The organism is Sphingosinicella sp. CPCC 101087, assembly GCF_004151485.1.
Lineage (GTDB): Bacteria > Pseudomonadota > Alphaproteobacteria > Sphingomonadales > Sphingomonadaceae > Allosphingosinicella.
The window spans coordinates 237149-262203 of the sequence record NZ_SBFF01000005.1 but is presented as its reverse complement, the minus strand read 5'-3'; the positions used below and the strand labels follow the sequence as shown (position 1 = coordinate 262203).

At 68.3% G+C, this 25055-nt stretch carries 23 protein-coding genes; 8 read left to right on the top strand and 15 right to left on the bottom strand.

The genetic code is table 11. The annotated features are described in order from the left end of the window. Positions 1 to 9: 9 nt before the first annotated feature. Positions 10 to 1269 carry an MFS transporter gene (locus tag EKM57_RS09985; RefSeq protein ID WP_129792346.1) on the top strand — a complete coding sequence of 420 codons (1260 nt, stop codon included), beginning with the start codon at positions 10 to 12 and terminating at the stop codon, positions 1267 to 1269. A gap of 85 nt (positions 1270 to 1354) precedes the next feature. Here the strand turns inward: EKM57_RS09985 and EKM57_RS09980 are convergent, their stop codons facing one another. After that, positions 1355 to 2140, bottom strand: coding sequence for a class II aldolase/adducin family protein (locus EKM57_RS09980; RefSeq protein ID WP_129792404.1), 786 nt, complete (start codon positions 2138 to 2140; stop codon positions 1355 to 1357). Between the two features lie 60 nt (positions 2141 to 2200). Then, entirely contained in the window at positions 2201 to 2851 is a 651-nt protein-coding gene (gene maiA, locus EKM57_RS09975) for a maleylacetoacetate isomerase (protein WP_206185376.1), read from the bottom strand. 57 nt (positions 2852 to 2908) lie between these two features. Here maiA and EKM57_RS09970 point away from each other — a divergent pair, with 57 nt between their 5' ends. Beyond that, on the top strand, positions 2909 to 3658 hold the full coding sequence (locus EKM57_RS09970) for a PepSY domain-containing protein (protein ID WP_129792345.1): 750 nt from the start codon (positions 2909 to 2911) through the stop codon (positions 3656 to 3658). Between the two features lie 25 nt (positions 3659 to 3683). Here the strand turns inward: EKM57_RS09970 and EKM57_RS09965 are convergent, their stop codons facing one another. From EKM57_RS09965 to EKM57_RS09950, 4 genes are all read right to left on the bottom strand, one after another. Further along, entirely contained in the window at positions 3684 to 4127 is a 444-nt protein-coding gene (locus tag EKM57_RS09965) for a DUF411 domain-containing protein (protein WP_129792344.1), read from the bottom strand. Positions 4128 to 4383: 256 nt separating this feature from the next. After that, positions 4384 to 5013 (bottom strand): PRC-barrel domain-containing protein, encoded by a 630-nt coding sequence (locus EKM57_RS22780; RefSeq protein ID WP_371414130.1) that lies wholly within the window; start codon positions 5011 to 5013, stop codon positions 4384 to 4386. Between the two features lie 34 nt (positions 5014 to 5047). Then, entirely contained in the window at positions 5048 to 5776 is a 729-nt protein-coding gene (locus tag EKM57_RS09955; protein ID WP_129792343.1) for an SWFGD domain-containing protein, read from the bottom strand. A 226-nt stretch (positions 5777 to 6002) separates the two neighbouring features. Further along, the gene (locus tag EKM57_RS09950; protein ID WP_243450971.1) at positions 6003 to 7517 is read right to left on the bottom strand and encodes a murein L,D-transpeptidase; all 1515 of its coding nucleotides are present in this window, start codon (positions 7515 to 7517) and stop codon (positions 6003 to 6005) included. A gap of 153 nt (positions 7518 to 7670) precedes the next feature. On the opposite strand from EKM57_RS09950, the gene EKM57_RS09945 reads away from it, so the two are divergent. Both EKM57_RS09945 and EKM57_RS09940 read left to right on the top strand, forming a co-directional pair. Beyond that, a complete protein-coding gene (locus EKM57_RS09945) occupies positions 7671 to 8030 on the top strand; it encodes a PilZ domain-containing protein (protein ID WP_129792342.1) in 360 nt (119 codons plus the stop codon). 132 nt (positions 8031 to 8162) lie between these two features. Beyond that, entirely contained in the window at positions 8163 to 9899 is a 1737-nt protein-coding gene (locus EKM57_RS09940; protein ID WP_129792341.1) for a hypothetical protein, read from the top strand. A gap of 21 nt (positions 9900 to 9920) precedes the next feature. Here the strand turns inward: EKM57_RS09940 and EKM57_RS09935 are convergent, their stop codons facing one another. From EKM57_RS09935 to EKM57_RS09925, 3 genes are all read right to left on the bottom strand, one after another. Further along, positions 9921 to 10592 carry a M23 family metallopeptidase gene (locus tag EKM57_RS09935; RefSeq protein WP_129792340.1) on the bottom strand — a complete coding sequence of 224 codons (672 nt, stop codon included), beginning with the start codon at positions 10590 to 10592 and terminating at the stop codon, positions 9921 to 9923. Positions 10593 to 10616: 24 nt separating this feature from the next. Beyond that, a complete protein-coding gene (chrA, locus tag EKM57_RS09930; protein ID WP_129792339.1) occupies positions 10617 to 12026 on the bottom strand; it encodes a chromate efflux transporter in 1410 nt (469 codons plus the stop codon). 69 nt (positions 12027 to 12095) lie between these two features. Next, complete coding sequence (locus EKM57_RS09925) at positions 12096 to 13883, bottom strand: monovalent cation:proton antiporter-2 (CPA2) family protein (protein ID WP_129792338.1); 1788 nt, start codon at positions 13881 to 13883, stop codon at positions 12096 to 12098. A gap of 231 nt (positions 13884 to 14114) precedes the next feature. Between EKM57_RS09925 and EKM57_RS09920 the strand changes: the two genes are divergently transcribed. Beyond that, complete coding sequence (locus EKM57_RS09920; protein ID WP_129792337.1) at positions 14115 to 14657, top strand: GNAT family N-acetyltransferase; 543 nt, start codon at positions 14115 to 14117, stop codon at positions 14655 to 14657. Positions 14658 to 14729: 72 nt separating this feature from the next. Here EKM57_RS09920 and EKM57_RS22775 read toward each other — a convergent pair whose 3' ends face one another. Further along, positions 14730 to 14999, bottom strand: a complete 270-nt coding sequence (locus tag EKM57_RS22775) for a hypothetical protein (RefSeq protein WP_371414131.1) — start codon at positions 14997 to 14999, stop codon at positions 14730 to 14732. 227 nt (positions 15000 to 15226) lie between these two features. Between EKM57_RS22775 and EKM57_RS09915 the strand changes: the two genes are divergently transcribed. Then, positions 15227 to 15991, top strand: coding sequence for a Crp/Fnr family transcriptional regulator (locus EKM57_RS09915; RefSeq protein WP_206185375.1), 765 nt, complete (start codon positions 15227 to 15229; stop codon positions 15989 to 15991). A 96-nt stretch (positions 15992 to 16087) separates the two neighbouring features. Here EKM57_RS09915 and EKM57_RS09910 read toward each other — a convergent pair whose 3' ends face one another. Together EKM57_RS09910 and EKM57_RS09905 are read right to left on the bottom strand one after the other, a co-directional pair. Next, positions 16088 to 17269: an MFS transporter gene (locus EKM57_RS09910; RefSeq protein ID WP_129792336.1), complete on the bottom strand. Its 1182-nt coding sequence runs from the start codon at positions 17267 to 17269 to the stop codon at positions 16088 to 16090. Between the two features lie 14 nt (positions 17270 to 17283). Continuing rightward, the gene (locus EKM57_RS09905) at positions 17284 to 18318 is read right to left on the bottom strand and encodes an aldo/keto reductase (protein WP_129792335.1); all 1035 of its coding nucleotides are present in this window, start codon (positions 18316 to 18318) and stop codon (positions 17284 to 17286) included. A gap of 102 nt (positions 18319 to 18420) precedes the next feature. Between EKM57_RS09905 and EKM57_RS09900 the strand changes: the two genes are divergently transcribed. Further along, positions 18421 to 19311 carry a LysR family transcriptional regulator gene (locus tag EKM57_RS09900; RefSeq protein ID WP_129792334.1) on the top strand — a complete coding sequence of 297 codons (891 nt, stop codon included), beginning with the start codon at positions 18421 to 18423 and terminating at the stop codon, positions 19309 to 19311. A gap of 85 nt (positions 19312 to 19396) precedes the next feature. Here EKM57_RS09900 and EKM57_RS09895 read toward each other — a convergent pair whose 3' ends face one another. Next, positions 19397 to 20152 carry an SDR family oxidoreductase gene (locus EKM57_RS09895; protein ID WP_129792333.1) on the bottom strand — a complete coding sequence of 252 codons (756 nt, stop codon included), beginning with the start codon at positions 20150 to 20152 and terminating at the stop codon, positions 19397 to 19399. 135 nt (positions 20153 to 20287) lie between these two features. Between EKM57_RS09895 and EKM57_RS09890 the strand changes: the two genes are divergently transcribed. Further along, positions 20288 to 21178, top strand: a complete 891-nt coding sequence (locus EKM57_RS09890) for an AraC family transcriptional regulator (RefSeq protein WP_129792332.1) — start codon at positions 20288 to 20290, stop codon at positions 21176 to 21178. Between the two features lie 208 nt (positions 21179 to 21386). On the opposite strand, the gene EKM57_RS09885 is transcribed toward EKM57_RS09890, so the two are convergent. Beyond that, entirely contained in the window at positions 21387 to 23069 is a 1683-nt protein-coding gene (locus EKM57_RS09885; protein WP_129792331.1) for a serine hydrolase, read from the bottom strand. 34 nt (positions 23070 to 23103) lie between these two features. Continuing rightward, complete coding sequence (locus tag EKM57_RS09880) at positions 23104 to 25041, bottom strand: M61 family peptidase (RefSeq protein ID WP_129792330.1); 1938 nt, start codon at positions 25039 to 25041, stop codon at positions 23104 to 23106. Between the last annotated feature and the right edge of the window lie 14 nt (positions 25042 to 25055).

Genomic DNA, 25055 nt, shown 5'->3' with positions numbered 1-25055 from the left:
AGCGGGAACGTGACGGCGAACCCGGGCGGCGGGCGCGTCCTCCTCATCCTGCTCCTCGCCTACATCTTCAACTTCATCGACCGCCAGATCATCGGTGTCCTGGCGGTGCCGATCCAGGCCGAGCTGGGCCTCACCGACCGGCAGCTCGGCCTGATGGGCGGGATCGCCTTCGCGCTCTTCTACAGCGGCCTCGCCATCCCGATCGCCTGGCTGGCCGACCGCAGGAGCCGGGTCAAGATCATCGCTTTCTCGGTAGCGCTGTGGAGCCTGTTCACCGCGGCGTGCGGGCTCGCGCAGAATTTCTGGCAGCTTTTCCTCGCCCGAATGGGCGTCGGCGTCGGCGAGGCGGGGGGCGTGGCCCCCTCTTACGCCCTCATCTCGGACTATTTTCCGAAGGCGAAGCGGGGTCGGGCGCTGGCATTCTTCTCCCTTGGAATTCCGCTGGGTTCGGCGATGGGCGTCTTCTTCGGCGGCTGGATCGGCGATTATCTCGACTGGCGCTGGGCCTTCATCATCGTCGGACTGGCCGGCCTTCCGGCGGCGCTGCTGGTCAGGCTCGGGATCCGCGAGCCGGTGCGCGGAGGATTCGACACGGCCGACGGCAAAGCGAGCGAGGCCGCCCCGCCCTTCCCCGTCGTCGCGAAGCGGCTCGCGACCCTGCCGAGCTTCTGGCTGCTGTCGTTCGGCGCCGCCTCCGGCTCGATCATGGGCTATGGCCTGATCTTCTGGCTGCCTTCCTTCTTCAGCCGCAGCTTCGGGCTCGACCTGTCGGAGGTCGGCTGGTTCTACGGCTCGATCGTGCTGGTCGGCGGGATGGCGGGGACGTGGCTCGGCGGCTGGTTCGCCGACCGCACGGGGCCGGACCGCCCGGCGAGCTACGCCTTGATTCCGGCCGTCTCCTTCCTCGTCGCCGCGCCGGTCTTCGCCGTGGGCGTGCTGGCGCCGTCGCTCGGCGTCGCCTGGATCCTGTTTGCCGTCGGGCAGATGCTCGCTCTGGCCTGGCTCGGCCCCGTGATCGCCGCCGTTCAGCACATCGTCCCGCCGAACATGCGGGCGACCGCGAGCGCCAGCTTCCTCTTCATCAACAACCTGATCGGGATCGGCTTCGGAATCTACATCCTCGGCTTCATGTCGGACCGGATCGCCTCGACCTACGGCGCCGAATCGCTGCGCTACTCGATCCTCTACGGTCTCGCTTTCTACCTGCTCAGCGCCATCCTCTACTTCGCCGCCGCAACCCGCCTCTCGAAAGACTGGTATCGCGGCTAGCGGGCCGGCGTGCTCCCCCGCGGAAGCTCATCCATTCCTCGCGCCTTATGCGCAGTTCGCGCCGAGTAGGCCGCCCGCATCGCAATCAGGTCGCGAAGCTGGGATCGAGCCGATAGGCCTTGCGCAGCAGCGCGGGCCAGGCGAGCGCGCCGGCGGCGAGCTTCAGGCCCATCTTGCCCTGCTGGGCCGTGACTTCGGGCGACCCCTGCGGCGGATTGTTGAGATTGTCGCCGGCCGAAAGGGCGAGGATCTGCGCCTGGCAGGCGCGCTCCAGGAAGTAGATCCGCAGGAAGGCCTCGCCGACCGTCTCTCCCACCGCCAGAGTGCCGTGGTTACGCAGCAGCATCGCGCCCTTGTCGCCGAGATCGGCGATGATCCGCTCGCGTTCGTCCAGATCGACGGCGACGCCTTCATAGTCGTGATAGGCGACCTCGTCCCGGATCAGCATCGCTGTCTGGGTAAGCGGCATCAGGCCGTCGCCATGGGCGGACACGGCCTGGCCGTGCGGCGTATGGAGGTGGATCACCGCCTGCGCGTCCGGCCGCGCCATGTGTATCGCCGAATGGATGGTGAAGCCGGCCGGGTTGGTGATGAACGCGGTCGGTTCGACCGGAAGCCCGTCCATTCCGACCTTGACCAGGCTCGAGGCGGTTACCTCCTCGAACATCAAATTATAGGGATTGAGCAGGAAATGATGTTCGGGGCCCGGCACCCGAGCCGACAGATGGGTGAAGACGAGGTCGTCCCAGCCATAATGGGCAACGAGCCGGTAAGCGGCGGCGAGATCGACTCGGATCTTCCATTCCGACTCGCTCACCTTCCCCTCGAGTGAAGGAATCTCCACCGACGCCAGCGGACTGATCTCGTCCATGCCGCGGCTGATCGCTTCGACACGTCCCATGCTTCCTCTCCCGAGTCGATTTTCCCCTTTCTAGCGGCTCGCTGCCGCAGGCGCGACCCGGTCGGGATGGGCGGCCCGGAACGCCTCCAGCTTCGATGCCGAGGCTTCCGCTCGCAGCAGCGTCGGGTATTCGTCGAGCGGGACCTCGAAGCGGCGGGCATTGTAGAGCTGCGGCACCAGGCAGATGTCGGCCAACGTCGGATCGTCGCCGAACAGGAAGGCGCCCGCTTTCGGCGCCGCCATGGCCTCGAGCGCCGGAAGTCCTTCGCTGATCCAGTGCCGGTACCACTGGTCCCGGACCGTCTGCTCCTGGCCGAGCGGTCCCGCGAGATATTTGAGCACACGAAGATTGTTGAGCGGGTGGATGTCGCAAGCGACGGTCAGCGCCATGGCCAGGACATGGGCGCGATCGGCCGGATCGGCCGGCGCGAGCGGCGGATCGGGACGGGTCGATTCCAGCCAGTCGATGATGGCGAGGCTCTGGGTCAGCCGCAGCCCGTCGGACTCGAGCATCGGCACGAGGCCCTGCGGATTGCGCGCGCGATAGGCTTCGGACGTCTGCGCATTGTCGAGCAGGTTCACTGTCATCGCCTGGTATGGGACGCCTTTGAGATTGAGCGCGATACGCACCCGGTAGCAGGCCGAGGAGCGGTGATAGTCATAGAGCGTCGGCTGGATCATCGCTTCAGCATAGCGGCGCGGTCGACGCCCCGCTACGCTCGGGCGAGGGAGAAAGGCATGAGCGCTTTGTGGGCGAAGATCCATCGGTGGCTGGCGCTGCTGATGGCGATCCAGATCCTCTTCTGGTTCGTGAGCGGCCTGTTCTTCGCCGCCTTTCCGATCGAGCGGGTGCGCAGCGAGCATGCGATCGCCCCGGCACAAGCGGAGCCGGTGCCGTTCGGCACCGCCGCGGACGGCCTGCTCCGGCTCGGCTCGGCCGGCGTGACCGGAGAGCGGATCGAAATACGAAACTTGCTCGGCCGGCCCGTGGCGCTGATCGCCGCCGGAGAGAGCCGGCCCCGCCTCTACGATCTCGCCACCGGCCAACGCCTCTCGCCGCTGCCTATGGACGCCGCGGCCCGCATCGCCGAAGCGGACCATGCCGGCGAACTCCGCGCTTCCATGGTCGAGCGCGTAGCGGAGAACTCGACCGAGTATCGCGGGCCTCTGCCGGCCTGGCGGGTCGATTTTCAAGACCGCGCGGCGCGCTCGCTCTATGTCGCGGCCGATACCGGGGCGGTCACCGCCCGCCGCTCGACCCTATGGCGGGTCTACGACTTTCTCTGGGGCCTGCACGTCATGGACTGGCGTACCCATGAGGACTTCAACTCGCCCCTGCTGGTCGCGGCGACGCTGCTCGGCCTGGTCGTCGTGATCAGCGGCCTGGTCATGCTTCCCCGCCGCCTCGGCTACACCGCCTGGCGCCGGCGCCGGCGCGCCCGCGCCTCTTCCGGTTCGAGCATCGTCGGATCAGGCGGACAGGCCTGACGACCGGAAGAACGAAGTCGAAATCCTAGTGCCGCGCGAAGACCTCGCGCCGTCCGTTCCGGTCGAACAGGATAGTGGAATAAGGCTGCCGGGCGTCGCCCTGCTCCATCCCTGGCGAGCCGATCGGCATGCCCGGAACCGCGATCCCGGCGGCTTCGGGGCGCTCGGCGAGCAGCCGCCGGATGTCGGCGGCGGGGACATGACCTTCGATCGCATAGCCTTCGACGGACGCGGTATGGCACGAGCGAAGCTCGTCGGGCACGCCCAGCCGACGGGCGGCGGGCGTGACATCCTCGGCATCGGTCACCCGAACCTCGAAACCCTCATGCCGCAGATATTCGATCCACTGATTGCAGCAACCGCAATGCGGCGATTTGGTCACTTCGATCGTCGCCGCCGCGGCCGACTGGATGCAGGCGAGCAGCGCCAGCGGCGCCAGCACCGAAGCGGCTGTCTTGCGAATCCCCATGTCCCATCTCCCGGCCCAGGCGCGCCATCTAGCCCGTTTCTTCCCGTTCGGGAAAGCGCCGTGTCCCGGATGATCCGGCGGGAGGCGTTTCGCGTTCGGCCGGCATGGCCCGCCAGCCTCGGCCACGCACGGGCCGCACGCCTTTCTCGCTCGCACGAGACGGTCGGCGGGGCCGATGCGCCTCGCTCCATCCGACCGCAGACGGCCGGCCGGTCGCCTCAGCGGCCCTGCCCGGCGAAGACAGGGCCGTCAGGCATCAATAGTTCAGGCCGTAATAATCATGTACCCGGCGGCTATATTCGCGGCTGAATCGCGGCTCGCTTTCGCGGGTGAAGCTCGGCGCCCGCTCGAGGTCGCGATCGACCATGTCGATGCGGTAACCGCCTTCGCGCGTGTCATAGTCGAGCATCCGCCAGGGCAGCGGGAAATAGCGCTGCCCGAGCCCGAGAAAGCCCCCATAGCTCATCACCGCATATTCGACCTGGCCGGTGATCTTGTCGACCATGAAGTTGTAGATCGTACCGAGCCGCTCGCCTTCCCGGCCGTAGACCGGCGTGCCCTCGACCTTGTTCGACGCGATCAGCCGGCTTGTCTCGTCGATCGGAAGGCCCTGATGATAGTCGTCATAGCCGTAATAGCGCTCGTCCCGGTCCCAGCCGCGTCCGTAGCGGCTGTCGCGGTCCCAGGCCGAGCTTCGGCTGCCGCCGTAGCCGCGCCGCATCTCCTCTTCGCCATAGCCGCGTCGGGGTTCCTCCCGATAAGCGCGCTCGCTCGAGCCGCGGCCGCCGAACATGCTGGTCCGGCCGCGTCCCCGTTCCTCATCGCGTTCAAGTTCGCGTTCGCGGTTCGAATAGTCGATCTCGCCATATCTGCCATATTCGGCCATCTGATCCTCCTTCGTGACGATCGTCGCCGCGGCGTCAGCCGCGGGCGCGGCCCGAACGGCCGCTGGTCGACGGGGCGGCGTCGCTTTCGCCCGCCGCCGTCGTTCCGCCGCTGTCGCTGCTTCCCGTGCTCGCACGGTCCGCCGAGGCGCTTCCTCCGCCCGTGCTGATGGCAGCAGCGTCCGGAGTCGCCCCTGCGGACGGCATCCCGGATCCCGCAGCGCCGCGCTCTGTCACTCGGCTGCGACGCCAGCTGTCGAAGTCCTGGTCGAACTGCTGCTGGCGCTCGCGGCAATATTCCGCATATTCGCGGTCGAGCTGCTCGATCTGCTGATCCCGCCAGCGCCGGTACGTGTCGTCCCAGTGAGAGCGTCCGGTGAAGCCGCTGCGTCCGCCAGGGTCGCGCCGACCGTAATCGCCTTGATCCCGATCGAAATCTCCACCGCCGGTATAGTCGGAAGTGCCGAAGCCGCCGTAGGGCGTACGGATCGAAGGGGCGCCGCTGCGCCAGCCGTTGTCGCGCCCCCCGAAGGCCGACTGGCTTTCGTCGCGTCGCATGTCCCGTTCTCGGCGGCGCTCCGCTTCCCCGTCGCCGAACCAGCTACGCACCTCGTCGCCGGCACGCTCGAAAAATCCACGCTCTTCGCCGCGTCGGCCGCTCCCGGCGCGGTCGCGGCGCGGCCGGTCGTCATGGTCGTCCGAGAAGATCGAGCTTCCGCGTTGGCGCCAGTCGTCGCGACGGCCGCCATAGCGATTCTCAGCCATTGAGTCCTCCTTGAGTCCTGCACAAACCGGGGAGACATCCCTGGCGATTCAACCGGCGATGCGACGGCGCCGTTCCGTTGGTGCGCCACCGTGTGGGATATGCCGTGTGGATAGCGGGGCCGGGCTCCGGCGGCCGAGGAGCAGTACATTGGATCCTCGCGCCGCCCGGTACCGCAGCGGCGGCCCGGCAGGGAGACGGAGCCGTCGGATGCCAGCGCGGCGGCCCTCAGGGTCCGACGTCGCCGATATGCTCGGCGGGCTGCGGCCGCGGCCGCGCCGGCAGCCCGAGCGCCTCCGCAACATCCTCGTCGAACCCGTACGGGTCGGGGCGGAAGCGGATCCGGCCGCCTTCCACGAACGCGCTGTGATAGAGCAGCCGCACCGGAATCTCGCGCGGCAGCGGCACGAAGGTCTCCTCGCCGGTGGCCACCGCCTTGCGCCAGTCGGCGCTCACACCCTCCTGTTCGGCGAGCATCGCCGCGAAGCCGAGCGCGTCGTGTACGCGCACGCAGCCATGGCTCAACTGCCGGCGATCCTGTTCGAACAGCGTCTTGGCCGGCGTGTCATGGAGATAGATGGCCAGGTCGTTGCGCATGTCGAATTTGACCTCGCCAAGCGAATTGGTTGGCCCGGGCTCCTGGACGATCATCCCGTCGCGCATCGTCATGTTGTTGCGCCTGAGATAGGACGCACCCTTGGGCAATATCTCTTCCTCGGCGATCGATTCCGGCACGGTCCAGGTCGGATTGGCCACCAGGCGGAAAATCGGGGAGGCGAGCTGGGGGGTCTCGTTGCCCGGTTGGCCGACGATCACCCGACGTTGGTCGACGAGCTGTCCGTCGCGCCAATATTGGAGCGTGGCGGCAGGAATGTTGACGTCGATCCGCAAGGCCGAGGCTTGGCGCGGTAGCCAGCGCCGACGCTCTAGATTGACCGCCAGAATTCGCGCTCGGTCGAACGCGCTGCGATTGAGCGCCTCGAGCGTGGCCTCGTCGATCTCGCCGGAGGGTTCGAGGCCGTGATCGTCCTGCAGCCGGCGCACGGCTTCGACCAGCTCGCCGCCATATTCCGGCCCGGGTTGTGCCTGTCCCTCGGGCTGAGCGGGCAGGTAGCCGCCCCGCCGCAAGGCCGTGGCGATCGCCGGCACACGCGGATCGGAACCGCCGGCGCTGATCGTGTCCCCGGCCGGGATCTGTTCGAGCCCCTCCCCCGCCGCCTGGCGCGCCGCCGCGACATAGGTTTCGGAGAGCAAGCGATATTCCTCGTCCTGGGGTGCGAGGCCTTCCAGCCACTCGCCGACATTGCCCTGCTCCAGCGCCTGGTTGAGCCCGGCGGCAAGGTCGGGATCCGGTCGATCCATGGTATAATCGGGACGAAGCCGTTTCGGGTCGGTCCGTCCGCGCGCCAACGCCTCGGCATAGGTCAGGGCGGCGAGGCTCAACCCCGCCTCGCGCGCCGCCGGCGCCTCGGACCGAGCCGCCGACGCGAGAAATTGGTTCGGATCGAGGGCGTGGCGGCCCGCCGCGCCGATCGCATCGACGAGCGCGGCCGCGCTTTGCTGGTTCCAGGCCGGTTGCCACGCGCGCGCCTCGTAAAATCGGGTCAGGCGTGGATCGGAAATCGCGGCGCGAAGATCCGACTCGGTCACCCGGCTCGGCTGCACTGCGGCCACGCCCTCGCCGCCATCGCCGCCGCCACCGACACTGCCGCACGCGGCAACGGAAAGCAGCAGCGCTGCCAATACTGATACTCTCACAAATACTCCGAACTACAGGATGTTACGCAGGCCCAACGCTCGGACAGGAAGGAGGGTTTCGTTTAAGCCTTGTTTAGAGGTTCGCTGGCTAGAGCGGCAGCGGCGGCGCCGCACCGACGCGCCGAGAGGAGCATGCACGTGACCAAGGGACAGCTGGCAATCCTTCCCACTCCCGAAGGACGCAAGGCCGAACGACGCGTCGTGAATCTCGCCGCACGCCTGCGCGATCCGGGCGCGCGTCTCACGGAAATCGACGTGCTCAACCTCTCCACCGGCGGGTTCATGGCTCAGGGCGAACTCGGACTCGAGCCGGGCAGCCACGCGTGGCTCAAGCTTCCCGGCCTCGAGCCGCAAAATTGCAAACTGGTGTGGATCAAGGACGGGAAGGCCGGCTTCGAGTTCGCCAACCCGCTTCATCCCGCGACGCTCGAGATGCTGACGGCGGCCGGCCGAAAGCCGATACCGCGCGGGCATTTCGGGCCCCAGGGCGGCCGCTGACCGGCCCTTCGCAGATAAAGTTCCGACCGGCTGCAGTCCCTGCAGCTTTCAGGTGCTCGCAGGTCGCTGATTTCCACCCGTATTTCCGCTTGGGCTTGCGCAACAGCGGGAGAAGGCGCTGAGGTCGCGCGCGTGCTGAACCTCGGCCGTAACGTCCTCGTCTGGATCGTCAGACACCTGCTGGCGCTAGCCCTGATCGTCCTCGTGCTGATCGCCGGGCGATATGCGCTGCCGCCGGCGAAAGCCTGGCTTGAAACCCAATATGCGGCGGCGCGAGCGCTGCCCGAGCAGCAGGCGGCCTATGCAGACGCCCGGGCCGCGTTCGAGGCCTATGCGCGCGATCGAGCCGCGGAGGCCGAAAAGGCGACGGCCGCGCTCGCGGACCAGCCGGAGGCGCGGCTGCGCGCCCGGCGCGCCGCGATCGGCCCGGCCATCTCCGCCCGACAGGCCGAGAAGCTGAGCGGCCGCGCGCTCGCCTTGGCCGCCGCGTCCGGCGATTCCGACCGGATATTCGCCCATTTCAGGGCGGGTGCCGAGATCGCCCTGCTCGAGCGCGAGCGGCGCTATATCGACGGCCTCCTTGCCGCCGGCTCGGCCCGCCAACGGCGCCAGGACCTGGCGACGCGACGGGCAGAGGCGGAGCAACGCCTTCATGCCAGCTATGCGCGCTGGTCCGCGGCGCGGGAGCGGGCGGAGGCGTTCGACCGCCGTGCCCTCGCCGGCCCGCGCAATTTCATCTGCCGCAATGCCGCGCCCACCTTCGGCTGCCGCAACTATCGAGCGTTGCAGGCTGCGCGCGCGCAACGCGGCGCGGCGCTGGCCGAAAATCGGCGGGCACGAGCGGAGATAGCGGCGATCGATCAGGCGAGGCGCGCGATCCGCGCCGCCGATGCCGTGGCCGAGGACGCCGCCGCCGCCTTCGAGACTCAACAGGCGGCGCTCGCCGCCCGAGCCGAGGCGGTCGAAAGGGCGGCGCGCGGCAATTGGGTCGCTTGGATCCGGCGGCCGATCGTCGAGACGCTGCCGACCGCGCTCGTCATCCTCGCGGCGGCGATCTTCGGCCCGATCCTGATCAAGGCTTTCCTCTACTTCGTCGTCGCCCCGCTCGCCGCCCGCCGCCCCCCCATCCGCCTGGTTCCGGACGAGCGCGGCGACGTGTCCGCGCGATCCTCCGCCCCTTCCGTCTCCCAGCACATCCCGATCGACGGGGCATGCGAGCTCCTGGTGGCGCCGGAGGCGGTGCAGAGCACCCCCCACCATGCGGCGAAGGCAACCCAATGGCTGCTCAGCTGGTCGATGCCGCTGAGCAGCCTGGCCTCCGGATTGGTCGCCCTGGTCCGGATCCGCTCGCGCGACCCGGATTTCGTTCTCGCGTCGGCGACGGGCGATCCGCTCGCCGAGATCGGCCTGGTCGCGATCGCAGACGGGTCCGCAATGGTGCTGCGTCCGCGGGCGCTGCGCGGGATCGTCCAGCCGCTGGGCCGTCCCGTGCGCATCACCCGCCACTGGCGGCTCGCTTACCTCTCGGCCTGGCTGACCCTGCAATTCCGCTATCTCGTGTTCCACGGCCCCTGCACATTGATCGTCCAGGGCACGCGGGGGGTGCGGCTCGAGCCCGCTCGCGCCGGCCGCGGCATCAACCAGGCGGCGACGATCGGCTTCAGCGCCGGCTTGCTCTATTCGGTGCGACGCAGCGAAGCGTTCGGCGCCTATCTGCTCGGCAGGCAGGAGTTGTTCAACGACAGCTTCGATGGCGGCCCCGGCTTCTACCTCTATGAGGAGATGCCGCGCGAAGGCCACAAGGGCAGCATCTGGGGCCGCGGCCTCAGGGGCCTCGGCGACGCGGCGCTCAAGGTGTTCGGCCTTTGACCCGGGGCGGGCCTTCCCCGCTCAGCACGGCCCCGCGCGATAGACCTGGTCCTTTTCGACATGCTCCCCCTCGACGCTGCAGAAGCGGGGATTCCGCTCGCGCCGACCGTCGCGATTGTCGTTGAGGAAGCCCCCGGCGTCGATCGGCGACGACGGATCCGGAACGGCGACCTCGAAATGGACATGGTCGAGCATTGCGCAGCCGACCGCACCTTCATCCCCCAGATAGGCGCCCGCCTCCACCAGATCGCCCACCTTGCGCCCTGCCCGGCCGGTGACCGATCCATGAGCGAGATGCGAATAGGTGGTCCACTCCCCGTTCGGGTGGGCGATCCAGACATAGTTGTTGCGGCATTCCGACGCCGCCCGTCCTGATTGCTGCTCGCTATGGCCGTCCTGGATCGCCATGATCCGGCCGGCGGCGGCGGCCACGACGCGGTACGGGGCTTCGCCCTCGACGGCATAGAAATCGATTCGGCCGACCGGGCGATGCGAGACGAAATCGTCGAATATCTTGACCGTGGTGCCATCGGCATAAGGCAGTCGGTAAATACCGGCGCTGGCATTGGACCCGCCGGGCTGCTGCTGCGCCAGGGCCGGCGCGGCGGCGAGCCAGGCTGCCGCGGTCGCCCAGCGCAACAAATGGGCAGCCGCGCCGCTGCGTGGTCCCTTACCGAATAATCCTGCTGTCATCGTCGCTCCTTGCCTGCACACGGTTCATCCACCCGTCGCCGCCCGCCAGGCTATCCCGCCGGCGGCGCAGCCGGCAAGCACCCAGCCCGTGCCGATCCTGAACTTGAACACCGCCAGCAGCGCGGCAAGTGTCAGCACCGCCGAGGCCACGTCGATCGAGGCGGGCACGGGCAGGTCGAAATCGAACGGTCCGCGTTCCACCGCTCGTACCTCGCGAAACAGGCTGTGCAGCGCGAACCAGAGGCCCAGGTTGAGGATCACGCCCACGACGGCCGCAGTCACCGTCGCCAGCGCCGCCGCCAGCGCGCGATTGCCGCGCAGCCGCTCGACAAAGGGCGCGCCGAGAAAGATCCAGAGAAAGCAGGGCACGAACGTGACCCAGGTCGTCAGCAGGCCGCCCAGCGTCCCCGCGACCATCGGCGAAAGGCCGGTCGCGCCACGATACGCCCCCATGAAGCCGACGAACTGGGTGACCATGATCAGGGGCCCCGGCGTCGTCTCCGCCATGCCGAGGCCGTCGAGCATCTCGCCCGGCTCCAGCCATCCGAACGTCTCGACCGCCTGCTGCGCCACATAAGCGAGCACCGCATAGGCGCCGCCGAAGGTCACGACCGCCATCTGGGAGAAGAAGATCGAGATGCGGGCGAAGACATGGTCCGGCCCCAGCCAGGCGGCAAGGAGCACGACCGGCCCCAGCCATAGCGCCAGCAGGATGCCGGCAACCCGGAGCGACCAGCCGAACGTGGGTCGCGCATGATCGGGTATATCCTCCCCCAGCACCGTCTCCCGGTCGAGCACGCCGCCTCCCGTCTCGCCGCCATGACCAGCGCCGCCGGCCGCGAAGGCTCGGGCGCCGGAACGGCCGCCGGCATAGCCGATCGCCGCGGCGGCGAGGACGATGAGCGGGAAGGGCACGCCGAGGAAGAAGATCGCCGCGAAGGCGGCCGCGGCGATGCTCCACATGACCTTGTTGGCCAGGGCACGGCGCCCGATCCGCCGGACCGCCTCGAGCACGATCGCGATCACCGCCGCCTTGAGGCCGAAGAAGAAGGCCTCGACCGCACCGACATCGCCATAAGCGGCGTAGAGCCAGGACAGGGCCATGATCGCGAGCAGCCCCGGCAGCACGAACAGGGTGCCGGCGATGAGGCCGCCGCGCGTCCGGTGCAGCAACCAGCCGACATAGGTGGCGAGCTGCTGCGCTTCCGGCCCCGGCAGCAGCATGCAGAAGTTGAGCGCGTGCAGGAAGCGCGCCTCGCCGATCCATTTTTTCTCCTCGACCAGGATCCGGTGCATCACCGCGATCTGCCCGGCCGGCCCGCCGAAGCTCAGCGCCGCGACCCGCGCCCACACGCGGACCGCCTCGGACAAGGGAATGGCCGAACCGGGGTCGGAGTCGGCGGCGGAGCGCTCGGGCGATTCCGGTGCGGTCATCCCTGGCCGCCTACCATCGCGCAACCAGCGCGTCTAAGCGGTTTCTCCCGCCCGCCTGCGCGTGCGTGATCAGATCTCCCGGCTGGGTTCCGCTCTCAGGTCGATGGCGGCCTGGTCGGCCCGCCCGCTGAACAGGCCGCGCGCGGCGAGATGTCCGCCCTCCAGCTCCACCGCGGTCCGCTGCCGGTCGCGCGCGCGGATGCGTTCGCCATAAGCGGCGATCTCCTCCGGCTTGGCCCCCAGCATCTCGATCGCCTTCTCGCCCAGGCGCAGCGCCGATTCGAACGTCTCGCGGATATGGAAGTCGGCCTCGGCACGGATGAGGTCGAGCGCGTGGCGGCGGTCGTTGGCGCGCACCAGGACGGGGACCTGGGGAAACTCGTCCTTGATCAGGCGCACGATCCGCGTCGTCGCCTCGACGTCGTCGACGCACACGAGCGCGATCGCGCAATGGCCGACACCGGCCGCCTCCAGGATGTCGAGCCGGGTGCCGTCGCCATAATAGACCTTGAAGTCGAACTCCCGGGCGACGTCGATCACCTCGATGTCGGTGTCGATGATCGAGACTTCGTGGCCGCGGGCGAGGAGGAACTGGCTCGCAATCTGGCCGACGCGGCCGAAGCCGATCACCAGCGCGCTGGGGTGCAGGCCGGGCGGAATCTCGCCGGCCGGTGCCTGCTCCGGTCCGGACCGCTGAACACGCTTGAGGATAGCCATGGCGAGCGGGGTCAGGACCATCGAGACGATGATGATCGCGGTCAGTATCGCATTCTCCTCGCCGCTGATGATCCCGGCCGCGAGCGCCGCCGAATAGAGGACGAAGGCGAACTCTCCGCCCTGCGCCATGACGACGGCGCGATAGAGGGCCTCGTCGTGCGGCGAGCGGAACAGGCGGGCGATCGCGTAGATGGCGAGCGCCTTGAGGATCATGTAGGCCGCCACGTAGAACAGGATCATCGCCCAGTTGCCGGCGACCACGCCGAGGTCGAGCGACATTCCGACGGCCAGGAAGAACAGGCCGAGCAATATTCCCCGGAACGGCTCGACGTCCGCCTCGAGCTGGTGGCGGAAGATCGATTCCGACAGCAGCACGCCGGCGAGAAAGGCGCCCATCGCCATCGACAGGCCGCCGAGCTGCATCGCCCAGGCCGAGCCCAGGACGACGAGCAGGGCGGCCGCGGTCATGACCTCCCGCGCCGGCACGTTGGCGAGCAGCCGGAACAGCGGGTTGAGCAGATATCGGCCGGCAATCACGAGCCCGACGATCGCCAGCGTCCCGATTCCGATCGCGTGCAGGTCCAGGTCGCCTTGCGCCTCGTTGCCGGACGCGATTGGCGCGAGGAAGGCGGTGACGGCGAGCAGGGGCACGATGGCCAGGTCCTCGAGCAGCAGGATCGAGACGATGCGCTGTCCTGCCGGGGTCGCCAGCTCGCGCCTTTCCTCGAGCAGGCGCATCACGATCGCCGTCGAGGTGAGGACGAAGCCGGCGCCGGCGACGAACGAGGACGCGACCGGAAAACCGGTTGCGACGCCGACTCCGGTCAGCAGCAGTCCGCACAGGACGACCTGCGCGAGACCGAGGCCGAATATCTCGCTGCGCAGGCTCCACAGTCGCGAGGGGCGCATTTCGAGGCCGATCAGGAAGAGGAACATCACCACGCCGAGCTCGGCGATCTGCAGCAATTGCGCGGGCTCGGTGACGAGCCCGATTCCGAACGGGCCGATGACGACGCCCGCCGCGAGGTAGCCTAGCACCGAGCCGAGCCCCAGACGCTGGAACAAGGGTGCGGCGACGATCGCCGCCCCGAGAAGCGCGATGATCGGCACAAGATCGATGCCATGGGCTTCAACGGCCATCTCGCCCTCACCTCCCGGCTATTGCCTGGCCATGGTTGTCCAGCCTGGAGCTTCGACGCAAGGCGTAACCCGCGCAGGCGCCCGCTCGGGGCGCGCAATCATCCGCTTCTGCCCCGCGCCGCTGGCTTCATCTCGACTCTGCGGACAGGCGGAAGCCCGCCAGGGCGGAGGGAACGACGCGCCCGCGCATCGGTTCGCTCGGTCGTGGGGCGAGATGAGGAGGATGAGCCGATGACCGACGCAACACCCGTCGCCGGCCTGGACGCCGAGACGACCCTGACCACATGGAAGGACTTCAGCTTCCGGGTGCGGCCGGCGCGTCCGGACGACGAGCCGCTCCTGGCCGACCTTTTCAAGCAGGTATCGCCGGAAGACCGCCGCTTCCGCTTTCTCACCGGCGTCGGAGAAGTCGGCCATGCCCTGCTCGAACGCCTCGTGGCGGTCGATCACGACCGAAGCGAGAATTTCCTCGCCTTCGACGGGGACAAGCCGATCGGAACCGCGATGCTGGCGGCCGATCCCGGCCTGCAGCGGGCGGAAGTCGCCATCTCGCTCGATGCCGGCTACAAGAATCGCGGCATCGGCTGGGCCCTGCTCGATCATCTCGCCCGCTATGCCGCGAGGCGCGGCATCAAGCGCATCGAATCGGTCGAAAGCCGTGAGAATCGGCAGGCGCTGGCGGTCGAGGCGGACATGGGCTTCCGGGTAGAGCCTTATCCTGGCGATCCCGGCCTCGTCCTCGTCAGCAAGGATCTGGGCGAGCCGGCACGCTGAGGCATGATGCCCTGCCTGGTGGATCGAACGCAGGCGGGAATCGGCGTCCGCTTGCTGCCGCGGAGCTGAGCCTCAGCCGGCCGCATCTCCCCGAATGACCTTCACGGCATCCTCGAACGGGAGACGGTGGACGACATTTCCGAACGCGTCCTCGACGTCGAGATGGTAGCTGAGGTTCACATTTCCTTCGAGCGCATCGTTGCTGATGATCGAGCGCGCCTCCTTCAGCGTCTCGCGTTGGAGCGCCTCCCGCGAGTCGAACTCCCGTCCTTCGGATCGAGGAGGATGTCGTCGCCGTCCCGAAGATGAAAATAGTAGATGGTCATGGTCGCTCCGGCGGATGGGCGGGAGCGCGCAGGTCTCTCAGCCGTCGACGCCCTCACGGTGAGATCGACGATCCGGGTCACATAGTCCCGTCGAGCAGCTAAAGCCATGATATTCAGGGATAACCTGTCACATGTTATGTTAATCCGACACCGAGATGTTAGGATGACCCTATCGCTGATGGGTTAACCGGGCTTTGGCGACTGAGAGATGAGCGTGCTCCCGCCCTTGCTTCGGGAGCTATCGTGACCAACGCCAAAAACCCCCTCGCACCCCTGCTTGCAAACCTGGAAGTTCGCACGCCCCTCGGCGAGGAGGATCGCCAGGCCATCCTGGCGCTTCCCTATACCCTGAAGACTCTCGAGCCTTCGACCTACACCGTCCGGGAAGGCGACCCGCCGGACCGGTGCGGCGTGCTCGTGTCCGGATTTGCTTACCGCCAGAAGCTCACCGGCGACGGCGACAGGCAGATCATCGCGATCCACATTCCGGGCGACGCGACGGATTTCCAGAATTCGTTTCTCGAGGTCGCCGATCACAGCGTCCAGATGCTGACGCGCGGCGACGTCGCCTTCATCCCCCGCGGCGCCATTCAGGAGATCGTGCGCTCCCGGGCGGCCATTGCCCATGCGATTCTGATCAAGATTCTGGTGGAAGCCTCCATCTTCCGCGAATGGGTGTTGAACGTGGGTCGCCGGAATGCACGGACCAGGATGGCCCATGTCCTGTGCGAATTTGCCCTGCGGCTGGAAGCCGAGGGCGTGGCCGGTCGGAACGGCTACGAGCTGCCGATGACTCAGGAGCAGCTCGCCGACGCGCTCGGGCTCACGCCGGTCCATGTGAACCGCGTCCTCAAGGGCCTCGAGGCCGACGGACTGATCAAGCGCAGCAAGCGCAACGTCAGCTTTCCCGATTGGGAGCGCCTTCGCCAGGTCGGCGACTTCAATCAGCGTTATCTCCATCTCGAACGCCAGAGCTCCGGTCAGGAAATGCGCATCCCCCAGCGTTGAGAAGCATCGCGCTTCGATGACGCGGATCTGAGTTCCTCGCGAGCTCGCCTTCCCGTGGCCCGCCTCGAGTTGCGAGCCGACTCGTTCCTTCTCTGCTCATCCCGCATCCCGGCAGAGCAGCCGTTTCGGCTGCACTGCGGATGGGCGTCGTGCCAGCAGCACCGCGGCCAGGCCGAGCATCGACGTGGCGGCGCCCGCCAGAGCGACGGCAGGATAGCCCAGCCCCGCGGCTATCACTCCGCCGCCCAGCGCCGCGCCAAGCGCGTTGCCGAGGTTGAATGCGCCGATGTTCACCGACGAGGCCAAGTTCGGCGCGTCGGCAGCCGCGGTCATCACGCGCAGCTGGAGCGGCGGCACCAGCGCGAAGCTCGCCACGCCCCACAGGAAGACGATGATCGCGGTCGGTGTCGCATGCGGCATCAGCGCCGCGAAAGCGAGCAGGACGGCGGAGAGGGACGCCAGTGTGACGATCAGGGTCCGGTCGATCGAACGATCGGCAAACCGGCCGCCGAGCCAATTGCCCGCCGTGAGGCCGATTCCGAAGGTTACCAGCATCGCGGTGACGAAACCCAGAGATGCGTGGGTCACCTCCCGCAGGATCGGCGTGACGTAGGTGAACACGGTGAACATGGCGCTCGATCCGACCACCGTCAGGGCCAGGGCAGCCACGACCGGCCCGCGTCGCAGCACGCGCAACTCCGCCATCGCATTGGCACCCGGCGGAGCTGGAAGGTCCGGCAGCGTCAGCCGAAGCGCGGCCATCGTCGCCAGCCCGAGCGCGGCGATGCCCCAGAAAGCGGCGCGCCAGCCGAGATGCTCCCCGGCCCAGGTCGCCAGCGGGACGCCGACGACGTTGGCGATCGTCAGCCCCATGAACATCGCCGCGACTGCGCCCGCTCGGCGGTGCGGCGGGACGAGGCTCGCCGCCACGATCGAGCCGACGCCGAAAAAGGCGCCATGGTTGAATGAGGTGACGATCCGCGCCGCGAGCAGCATGCCATAGCCGGTCGACACCGCCGATAGCAGATTGCCCAGCGTGAAGATGCCGGCCAGCCCGATCAGCAAGGTTCGGCGCGGCACCCGGCCGGTGGTCAGCGTCATCAGCGGCGCGCCGATCACCACGCCGAGCGCATAGGCGCTGACGAGCAGCCCGGCCGCCGGGATCGACACATCCAGGTCGCTGGCGATCACCGGAACCAGTCCCATCGGCGCGAACTCCGTCACCCCGATTCCGAACGCGCCGACGGCCAAGGCGACGAGCGCAGGATTGATCTTCATGATGAAGCCCCGGATCAGACCAGCGCCGGGTTCAGGCGGGCGAAGCCCTCCTGCTGGCGGTAGGGCGTGTGGGGATAAGGCGGCAGCGTGTCGCTCGCCGCGTCGAGGGCAGCCATCTGTTCCGCCGTCAGCGTCCAGCCGACCGCACCGAGATTCTCCCGCAGCTGTTCCTCGTTTCGGGCGCCGATGATGACCGATGACACGGTCGGACGCTGCAGGAGCCAGTTGATCGCGACCTGCGGCACTCGCCTGCCCGTCTCCGCCGCCACGGTCTCGAGCGCGTCGATTACGCGATAGAGTCGCTCCTCCTCAACCGGTGGCGCGAACGCCTCGGTCTCGTGGAGGCGGCTTCCTTCGGGTATCGGGCGTCCCCGACCGATCCTGCCCGTAAGCCGCCCCCAGCCGAGCGGGCTCCAGACCAGCGCGCCGATGCCCTGGTCGGCGGCAAGCGGCATCAGCTCGGTCTCGTAGGCGCGCCCGATCAGCGAATAATAGACTTGATGCGCGACGAAGCGCGGCCAGCCGTGGCGATCGGCGGCGGCCTGCGCCTTCATCAGCTGCCAGCCGGGATAATTGGACACGCCGGCGTGGCGGACCTTGCCGCTCGAGATCAGCGCGTCCAGCGTCGCCAGCAGTTCCTCGACCGGGGTCGAGGCGTCGAAGGCGTGAAGCTGGAGCAGGTCGATATGGCCGGTGCCCAGCCGCCGGAGCGAATCGTCGACGGCACGGATCAGGCGAGATCGCGAAACGCCCCAGTCCTGCGGACCGTCGCCCATCGGCAGGCCGGTCTTGGTGGAGATGAGCACCGCGTCGCGCCGCCCTTCGAGGGCCGCACCCAGCACCTCTTCCGACGCCCCGTTGGAATAGACGTCGGCCGTGTCGAACAGGGTGATGCCGGCATCGAGACAGATGTCGATCAGCCGCCGCGCCTCGCGTGCATCGCTCTGACCCCAGGCGCTGAACAGCGGCCCCTTTCCGCCGAACGTGCCGGTGCCGAAGCTGAGCGCCGGAACTCGCAGCCCCGACGATCCCAATTGCCGATATTCCATGACGCGCCTTTCGATTTCTATCCCGGCGCACAGATGGACGTCGAAGCTGCTGCCGTGTAGCGGCTGCTCAGGCGAAGTATCTTTGAATCGAGAGCAAAGACAATGAATGGAGCTGATCGCGCGCGGGCGCTGGAGGTGTTTGCGGCGGTGGTCATGCATGGCAGCTTCTCCGCCGCCGGGCGCGCGCTCGATCTCACCCCGTCGGCGGTCAGCCGCACTATCGATCGGATCGAGGCGCGACTGGGCGTGCGGCTGCTGCTGCGCACGACGCGGGCGCTGACCCTGACGGCGGAGGGCCAGGCCTATCTCGGCATGGCCCGCCGGATCCTCGCAGATCTCGACGATGCCGAGCAGGCGATTGCGGACCAGGGTGCTCCCCGCGGCCGTCTGCGGGTAAGCGCCGCCCAGGCGCACGGACGGCTATGCGTGGTGCCGCTGCTCGGCGCATTCGTCCGCCGCCATCCGCATATCCTCGTCGATATCGGCCTCAGCGATGCGCTGGTCGACATCGCCGCCGGACAGGCGGACGTCGCGATCCGGTTCGGCCCCTTGGCCGACAGCCCATTGACCGCGCGCAAGCTGGGCGAGAGCCGCCGCGTCATCGTCGCCTCCCCCGATTATCTGGCGCGGCACGGCGAGCCGCGGGTGCCGGAGGATCTGCACCGGCACAATTGCCTGAACTTCAACTTCCGTCGCGCCGAGCCGACCTGGCCGTTCCGCAAGGACGGGCAGGACTTCTCGCTGTCGGTGAAGGGCAGCATCGAGGCGAATAACGGCGAGACGCTGGGTCAGCTTGCGGCCGCAGGCGTCGGCGTCACTCGGGTCGGCGTCTTCAGCGTGGCCGATGAAATCGCGGCCGGCCGGCTCGTTCCGCTTCTGGAGGCGTACAATCCCGGCGACGTTGAATCCATTCACGCGGTGTTCGTCGGCGGCGCCAACACGCCGGCGCGCGTTCGCGTCTTCGTCGACTTCCTCGCGGAACGGCTCAGATAAATAGCGGGCTGCGGGGCGCCGCTTATGGCCACGGGTGCTGGCGGAAAACAATCTCCGCCAGCACCCGCTCGAGTCCGCTGCCTGGTTAGAGGCCCTGGCCGCCGGAAACCTCGATCCGCTGCGCATTCACCCAGCGATTGTCTTCCGACAGCAGGCCCGCGATCATCGGCCCGATATCGTCCGGCAGGCCGACGCGGCCGAGCGCCGTGAGCGCGGCAAACTGCTCGTTGAGCTCCGGATTGTCGCGCACCACGCCGCCGCCGAAATCCGTCTCGATCGCGCCCGGCGCCACCGTATTGACGGCAATTCCGCGCGCCCCCAGCTCCTTCGCCATATAGCGGGTGAGCACTTCGACCGCCCCCTTCACGGCCGAGTAAGCGGCATAGCCGGGATAGGTGATGCGGGTGAGGCCGGTCGACAGGTTCACGATCCGGCCGCCGTCCGCGATCAGCGGCAGCAGCGCCTGCGTCAGAAAGAACACCCCTTTGAAGTGGACGTCGACCAGCCGGTCGAACTGCGCCTCGCTGGTCTCAGCGATCAAGGCATAGTCGCCATGTCCGGCATTGTTGACGAGGTGATCGAAGCTGTCGCGCTGCCACATCTCGGAGAGTGCGCCGCGCAGCCGGTCGGCGAAGGCCGCGAAGGCGCCGACATCGCCGGTGTCGAGCTGCAGGGCGACCGCCTTGCGGCCCATGGCCTGAACTTCCGCGACCACCGCATCGGCCTCGTCCGAGCGGCTGTGATAGGTGATGATCACGTCGCCGCCGCGGCGGGCGATGCTGAGCGCGGTGTTGCGGCCGAGGCCGCGGCTGGCACCGGTGACGAGAGCAATCTTGGTCATGTTCAGCCTCCTCTTGGGTTGATGCCCACGATATGCCGCAGCGACGCCGGCCGGTGTTGCCGGGTCCTGTCCGTTTTTTGCCTGATCCTACGAAGGGGCTGGGCGCCGCCGCCGCGAAGGCGTAGATACGGAGCCATGACCGGCCTGCTCACCGCCGTCAGCCGCTATGCTGACGCCCATGCCGACTCGAACGGCATCGCGCCCACGCCGATCCCGGGCCTGTTCACCGTGCGCGCGAGCCTGCCGAGCGGGCTCCTGCACGACGTCTTCCGGCCGCTGGTCTGCCTGGTCGTGCAGGGCAGCAAGCATGTCACGATGGGAACGCGGGAATTTGCCTTTTCCGCCGGCGATTCGCTGCTGGTCACCGCGGATGTGCCGACGGTGAGCCGGATCACGCGGGCGAGCCCCGCCGCGCCTTATTACTCGCTGGTCCTGGAGCTCGATCCGGCGGTTCTCGCCGAGCTGGCGGCGGAGATGAAGCCCGAATTCGTGGCGGACCATGCACCGGTGCGGGTCGATCCTACCGACAGCGAGGTCGCCGATGCGGCGCTGCGGCTGATGCGGCTGCTCGACCGCCCGGCGTCGGTGCCGGTGCTCCAGACCCAGCTCGTCCGGGAAATGCACTACTGGCTGCTGACGGGTCGGCATGGGACGGCGATCCGTCATCTCGGCTGGCCGGACGGCCATGTGCGTCGCGTGGCGCGCGCCGTCGCCATCCTGCGCGCCGAATATGCGAAGCCGCTCCGGGTCGAGCGGCTGGCAGGGGCGGCCGGAATGAGCCCCTCTTCATTCCACCAGCACTTCCGCGCCGTGACCTCGCTCTCGCCGCTGCAGTTTCAGAAGCATCTGCGCCTGATCGAGGCGCGGCGGCTGATGCTGTCGGAAGGGAGGAGCGCGAGCAGCGCGGCGTTCGCCGTCGGCTATGAGAGCGTTTCGCAATTCACCCGCGAATATGGCCGGATGTTCGGACTGCCGCCGGTCCGCGACATCAGGACCGTTCGGGAAAATGCCTTGGTGGCCGCCTAGAGCGCTTCCAGTCTATGGTCGCGCCTGGCGACCGAACGAGCTTTAGTTCGACGACTTCCGACTTTCACGCCCATTCCGCCGTGATGCACGAAAGCCGCATCACGCCCGGCGCATCCCTTCGGCCGCGCTCGAGGCGTTCAACCGCTCCGCTCGCCGACACGGCGCAGCATCGGTTACCCGGAGCGGGGCAAGCCGCCCGTGGTGAGCTCTAGACGCGGCGGAGCAGCAGGTTGCGCCATGTCGGGACGGGGGAGCGGAAGTCGACGGCTTCACCATCGCTCGTGAAGAACAGTCCCGGCTCCGGCTCGACGATGAGGCGGATAGCATTGAGGTAGAGATAGCCGCGACGCCGTTCGATCGTGATCTCCATGGCAGGCTTGCCCCACTGATCGACCCGGTACCGTCCGACGTGGCGGTCCCATTCGGGACGGTCGGGCCCAGGCGGGTCGTTCGGCCCGTCATTATAGTCGAGGCTCGCTTCCCCTTCGGAACATTCGAGATGCGCGGGGAGCGCCGCGGTGGAGGGATGATAGCGGTAGGTGACGGTCTCGCCATCCTCCTTGACGGTGAACAACGCGTCGGGCGCGGTCACGCCCAGCGGGTTGGGCGTCCCGGCTTCATCCTGGCTGAAGCGCAGCTGGCCGCCGGACTCGCTGATCTGCGCACGCACGTTCCGCCCGACATAGGTTCCGACCAGCGCCTGCGCCTGGGCGGCGAGAGGCCGGATCGGGGCGAGGGCCGCGGCCGGCAGCCGGGCTATGCGTTCCCCGAAGCGGGCGGCGAGCAGCCGCTCGATGAGCCGGGTGCCGAAGCGATAGCCCGCCGATGCGGGGCGGTTGAAGAGGGCGGCCCAGCCGAGCTCGGCCTCGGGGCAGTAGACGAAGTTGCAGCCGAAACCGAAGCCGCCGCCGCGGTGGTGCAGGACCCGGACCGGCGTCGAGCCGTAGCGCAGCTCGCTGCGCATGACGCCGAGGCCATAGTCGCCGCCGAGGCCGAAGCCGTGCATCTCGGCCCAAAGCTCGGGCGCGAGGATTTGCCGCCCCTGCCACTCTCCTCCCCCGAGATGGAAGGCCGCGTAGGCGGCCATGTCGCGGGCGCTGGTGTAGACGCCGCCCGAGGCGACGAGCGGCGTCACCAGCGGCACCTGCGCATGCCCGCCTTGGGTGCCGACGGCGCGGTTCGCGACCTTGGAATAGACCGCCGGATCGGCGGTGCTGTCGCGCATGCCGAGCGGCTGGAACAGCTTGCGGCGAAGCCACTCGGCATAAGCCAGGCCCGCCTTCCGCTCAAGGATATGGCCGGCCAGATCGTAGCCCAGGTTGGAATAGCGATAGCGCTCGCCCACCGGGAAGCGCAGCCAGGTCTGGGAGATGCTGCGGATGTGCGCCTCGAAGCTGGGTGCCGCCGGCTCGTAATTGTTGCCTACCGGCGCCTCGTGGGTGAACCCGGCGCGGTTGCTCAGCAGCAGGCGTAAGGTGATCCGGTCCTGCGGCGCCGGCTCGAAGCGGCTGTTCACCGAGAAATCGGGCAGATAGCGGGTGATCGGCGCGTCGAGGTCGAGCAGGCCCTCCTGCACGGCCAGCAGCACCGCCACCGCGGTGAAATTCTTCGACGTCGATTGGATGCTGAAGATCGTGTCGGGCCCGACGGGCCCTCCCGGCGTGCGGCCGAAGCCTTCCATCCAGAGGGTCCTGCCCTGATGGACGAGGCAGATGGCGGCGGCGCCGATCCCCCCTTCGGCCATTCCTTCCCGCACGGCGGCCCGCTCGGCATCGATCAGTTCGGCCAACCCCGGAACCAGGCGGGCCTGGACGGCGCCGCTCCCGACAAGACCGGCCGCTGTCCCGGCGGCATGCGCCAGAAAGGATCGGCGGTTGAGCGGATAGGTCATCGTCGGCTCCCCGGGCTGGCCTGGACGGCGGATTTCAATGCGGCGTGGCGGCGAGCGGGGCCAGGATACGGGAAAGCCCGTCCTCCGTCCCCGGTGCACGCCGCAGATGCGGTATCTGCAGCCCGCCACGATAGAGAATATCGACGACGCGTTCGAGGGGCCCCGATCGGACGCGCAGCCGCAGCGGCCGCGTGCCGGTGCGCCCGGCAAGGATTCGTTCGCGCGCGGCATCGATCGACCATCGCTGCCCGTCTATCTCCAGGATCCTTGCTCCGGGCGCGATGGCGGCCTCGAATGCGGGGGAGCCGGGCACCACGTCCCGAACCTCCCCGTCGGCGGATATCCAGATGCCGAGCGAGGTGGAAAGGTCGTAGTTACCCGATCCGTTCTCGACGTCGTCCAGGAACGGGTTGGCCGAATCGTCATAATCGAGCGTCCAGCCTGCGGCCGCCAGGCCGGCGAGCGGCACGGGCGGAGCCACCGCATCGACCCGCGCCCTGAAGAAGGCGTCCCAGTCCAGCGCCTCCACCGAGCGCAGGGCGCGTACGACGTCGGCGCGCGTATAAGGCGCCACCGCCGGGTCGCCGGCCTGCCGGGCGAGAAAGCGGCGGCAGAAATCGTCGAGCGAGCGACGGCCCCGGCTGCGCGTGCGGATGAGCATGTCGGCTTCGAGCCAGACCAGCAGCATTTCGTTGTAATAATCGGCGCCGCGCCGCGTGGCCGTGCCCTCGAACGGTGCGTCCGCGAAAGCCGGGACCGCCGCCGCCGTGTCCGCGAGGCTGCGCCAGGCGCGCCCGGGCCTGCCGCGCTCCACCTGCGCACCGACATAAGCGAGATAGTCGATTGTCTGCGCACGCGAGACCAGGCCGCTGCGCGTCGGCAGGACGATGTCGCCATAATAGCGGGTCAGCCCTTCATAGACCCAGAGCAATTCGTCGGACGTGGCCTCCTGGAAGTTGGCCGTCGTCATCCCGCTTGGACGCCGGAACTTTCCGTTCCAGGCGTGGAACAGCTCATGCGGCAGGACGGTCCACCGGTAGCGCTGGCGCGGATCGCGAAGGAAGCCGGGTGCGGCGCGGATATCGGCGGATTGGCGATGCTCCAGCCCGTCATGGCTGAGCGAATCGCTCATCGCGACGAGCCAGACATAATCTTCCGCCGTCACGCCGCCCACCAGCCGCCGAGCCTCGTCCACCAGCCTGCCGAGCGCCTGCGGCGCCTCCCGGCCGGGCTCGAGATCGTCGGGCGATTCGGCGGCGAGGGTCAGGCGCGCGGCGAAACTGTGGTTCGGCAGGGGAATCTTGCGCAGGAGCGCCCCTGCGAGGACGGGTGAATCGACCAGGGTCGAAAGGCTGGTCTCCGGAAGCTCCAACGCGCCGTCACCCGTTCGCGCCAGGGGCAAGGCGCCGTCGGCTTCCCACCCGTCGGGAATACGCAAGCGCGCCTCGACCCGCACCTCGTCCGCACGCGCACCGGCGGGATAGAGCAGCAGGTGGTTGAACAGCACGAAGGCAAGGCTCGGCGTGACGTTGGGAGTCTTGCCGAAGCCGGCGCCGAACCGCTTCGCCGGGGAGAGATAGTCGAAGCGGATCTCGACTTCCGTCGCCCCCTGCGGCACATCGACATGGAAGGCGAAGGGCTCGCGCGGATCGCGCCGCCAGGCCAGCGCCCGATCCGCCGCCATGATCCGCAGGTTCACGAGCTGGGTGATCGGGCCGTTCGGCCTGTGCTCGCCCGGGACCCATTTCGGGTAAGCGAGCCGTAAGGGACCGGGACGTACCGGCATCACGATCCGCGCATGCTGGATACCGCGCAGCACGTCGCGGGCATCGACCTCGAGCGTCATCTGCACGGGCTCGCCCGCCGCCGGCACGGCCGCGGCCGGCGCAGCCGCGGCAAGGAAGAGCGCGATCGCCAAAGCGCGCGCAAGCAGCAGGCGGACGACGGCTTGGGAAGGAATCGGAAGGGGCATCACGGATCGGTCAA

Excerpts from the sequence above, each read along its gene's own strand:
- EKM57_RS09910 (WP_129792336.1), bottom strand. The coding sequence starts at position 17,269 with ATGAAGATCAATCCTGCGCTCGTCGCCTTGGCCGTCGGCGCGTTCGGA.
- EKM57_RS09885 (WP_129792331.1), bottom strand. The coding sequence starts at position 23,069 with ATGACCTATCCGCTCAACCGCCGATCCTTTCTGGCGCATGCCGCCGGG.
- maiA (WP_206185376.1), bottom strand. The coding sequence starts at position 2,851 with ATGATCCAGCCGACGCTCTATGACTATCACCGCTCCTCGGCCTGCTAC.
- EKM57_RS09925 (WP_129792338.1), bottom strand. The coding sequence starts at position 13,883 with ATGGCCGTTGAAGCCCATGGCATCGATCTTGTGCCGATCATCGCGCTT.
- EKM57_RS09890 (WP_129792332.1), top strand. The coding sequence starts at position 20,288 with ATGACCGGCCTGCTCACCGCCGTCAGCCGCTATGCTGACGCCCATGCC.
- EKM57_RS09920 (WP_129792337.1), top strand. The coding sequence starts at position 14,115 with ATGACCGACGCAACACCCGTCGCCGGCCTGGACGCCGAGACGACCCTG.
- EKM57_RS09965 (WP_129792344.1), bottom strand. The coding sequence starts at position 4,127 with ATGGGGATTCGCAAGACAGCCGCTTCGGTGCTGGCGCCGCTGGCGCTG.
- EKM57_RS09970 (WP_129792345.1), top strand. The coding sequence starts at position 2,909 with ATGAGCGCTTTGTGGGCGAAGATCCATCGGTGGCTGGCGCTGCTGATG.
- EKM57_RS09895 (WP_129792333.1), bottom strand. The coding sequence starts at position 20,152 with ATGACCAAGATTGCTCTCGTCACCGGTGCCAGCCGCGGCCTCGGCCGC.
- chrA (WP_129792339.1), bottom strand. The coding sequence starts at position 12,026 with ATGACCGCACCGGAATCGCCCGAGCGCTCCGCCGCCGACTCCGACCCC.
- EKM57_RS22780 (WP_371414130.1), bottom strand. The coding sequence starts at position 5,013 with ATGGCCGAATATGGCAGATATGGCGAGATCGACTATTCGAACCGCGAA.
- EKM57_RS09880 (WP_129792330.1), bottom strand. The coding sequence starts at position 25,041 with ATGCCCCTTCCGATTCCTTCCCAAGCCGTCGTCCGCCTGCTGCTTGCG.
- EKM57_RS09980 (WP_129792404.1), bottom strand. The coding sequence starts at position 2,140 with ATGGACGAGATCAGTCCGCTGGCGTCGGTGGAGATTCCTTCACTCGAG.
- EKM57_RS09900 (WP_129792334.1), top strand. The coding sequence starts at position 18,421 with ATGAATGGAGCTGATCGCGCGCGGGCGCTGGAGGTGTTTGCGGCGGTG.
- EKM57_RS09935 (WP_129792340.1), bottom strand. The coding sequence starts at position 10,592 with ATGACAGCAGGATTATTCGGTAAGGGACCACGCAGCGGCGCGGCTGCC.
- EKM57_RS09955 (WP_129792343.1), bottom strand. The coding sequence starts at position 5,776 with ATGGCTGAGAATCGCTATGGCGGCCGTCGCGACGACTGGCGCCAACGC.
- EKM57_RS09905 (WP_129792335.1), bottom strand. The coding sequence starts at position 18,318 with ATGGAATATCGGCAATTGGGATCGTCGGGGCTGCGAGTTCCGGCGCTC.